Source organism: Allosalinactinospora lopnorensis (assembly GCF_000981225.1).
GTDB classification, from domain to species: Bacteria; Actinomycetota; Actinomycetes; order Streptosporangiales; family Streptosporangiaceae; genus Allosalinactinospora; species Allosalinactinospora lopnorensis.
Genome location: NZ_LAJC01000167.1, coordinates 1 through 2,010, shown reverse-complemented (window position 1 = coordinate 2,010; position 2,010 = coordinate 1). Strand labels below are relative to the sequence as shown.

Below are 2,010 nucleotides of genomic sequence, written 5' to 3'. Positions count from 1 at the left end.
ACTCTGGCCGACGAGCGCGGTTCCCAGCCCTTCGGCGGTCAGCCGTTGGTGGATGGCGGGGATGTCGGTGTCGGCGGCGATGAGGCCGACCGAGCCGTCCTTCTTCAGCGCCTGCCGGCAGGCCATCGTCAGGGCGTCGAGGCGCTCCGTTGCGGAGGTTTCGGTGATGGTGAGCGCGCCGGTCGTCTGGCGCACGCCGGTGGGGGTGCTCAGGCCGGGGGCGATCTGGGGGAGCAGTCGGGCGGCGTAGTCGATGATCTGGGCGGGCACCCGGAAGCCGCGGTCGAGTACCGCCAGGTGGGCCTCGGGCTGGCCGAGGTGGGCCAGCAGCCTCGGCCAGTCGTCGACCGCCCAGGGGTTGGTGCCTTGGGCGATGTCGCCGAGTACGGTGAGCGAGCCGCGGGTGCAGCGCCGGGCGATCGCGCGGGCCTGCATCGGGCTGAGGTCTTGGGCCTCGTCGACGACGATGTGGCCGATGGTGGCGGGGCGTTCGATCAGGGCGGCGGCCTCGTCGATCAGCGCCGGGTCGGCGCTGGACCACGTGGCCGACTTGGGGGTGCGCGGGCGGGTGGGCAGCAGGATCGCGGCCTGCTCGGCGGGGGTGAGGATGTCCTGGGCGGCGCGGGCCAGCCGCTCGCGGTCGGTGAGCAGGCCCAGCACCAGCCGCACCGGGTCGGTCTTGGGCCACATCCGCCGCACCGCGGTGCTGATCCCCCGGTTGCGGCGCAGTTGGGCAAGGGTGCCCGCGTCGCAGGCCTCGCCCGAGCCCTCGATCTGGCGCAGCACCAGGTGGGCCAGGCGCTGGGCCAGCAGGTCACGTCCCGCCCCGTAGGCGATGTCCCGGTCGCGCAGCTCGGCCAGGGCCTCGGCCAGCTCGCCGGGGTGGATCCGCCACTTGCGGGCGCCGCGCTCGATAACCAGGGTCTCCTCCAGCGGGCGCACCTGGGCCCATAGGGCGTTGCGGATGACCTGGGCCATCCGGGCGTCGCCCTTGATCCGCGCGGCGGCGTACCTCGACCCGGCTGATCAGCTCCTCGATGGTGGTCTGGCGCACCCCGACCTCGCCGAGCGCGGGCAGCACGTTGCGGATGTAGGACAGAAACAAGCGGTTGGGCCCGAGGATGGCCACGCCGCCGCCCCGGCTGAGCTGGCCGCGTTCGGTGTAGAGCAGGTAGGCGATGCGGTGCAGGCCCACGGCGGTCTTGCCGGTGCCCGGGGCGCCCTGCACGCACAGGGCGGTACGCAGCGGGGCCGGAGAACCCGTAGCGGCGGCGCAGCAGCGCCCCTTCCGGTGCCTCGCGGGTGGCGCGGTAGAACGCGGCGGAGATGGGCGCGCGCCAGTCGATGACCAGCGGTGTTCCTTCGCCGTCGTGCACGTGGCGCCGCCCGATGTAGACGTGGTCGGCGTCTGGGCCGCGGGTCGCCGACGGCGACTCTCCGGGGGCGGCCTCGTAGACACCGCCGGGCGGGTAGTCCAGCCGGCCGAAGAACAGCGGAACGTCGGAGAAGTCGACCAGGGACTCGGCGCGCAAGGAGCGGGCCCGCCTCAGCGCCGCATTGGCGACCTTGTCGGCGACCGCGTCGCCCAGCGCCGTCTCTGTGGCGAGGACGTCCTCGCGCATGCGCCGCAGCGCGGCACGGGCCTCGGCGAGGAAGGCGCGTTCGGAGTGGATCTCGGGGTCGACGGCAGAATTCGGCACGCGTTCGGCATGATGGGACAGCCTCGGCTTTCGGCGGGACAGCGGACTCTGAAAGGAGTGGAGGCGGCAGCGCGGGTCCCGCCCCGGAAAGCCGTCCGGTTCGTTGCGATCCTCAGCGCATACGAAAGATGCCGCAGAAACGAAACAGAAAGTTAACCCCGTTCACCTGTGCGCGGCAAACCACCGGCGCCCCTGCCGCCCCGGATCGGGCACGGTGGGCACGACCGTTCCCGAAGGAAACGAACTCCGGTCTCGGTCAGCACTCGGGAAGGCCGCGTTCCGGGCTTTTACCTTTTCTCCAGGTCCGGCA

1 pseudogene is annotated in these 2,010 nt (G+C 72.4%); it reads right to left on the bottom strand.

The window, feature by feature from the left end:
• Positions 1–1,622 (bottom strand): annotated as a pseudogene (locus tag VS93_RS32315) (HelD family protein); the annotation flags it as partial.
• Between the last annotated feature and the right edge of the window lie 388 nt (positions 1,623–2,010).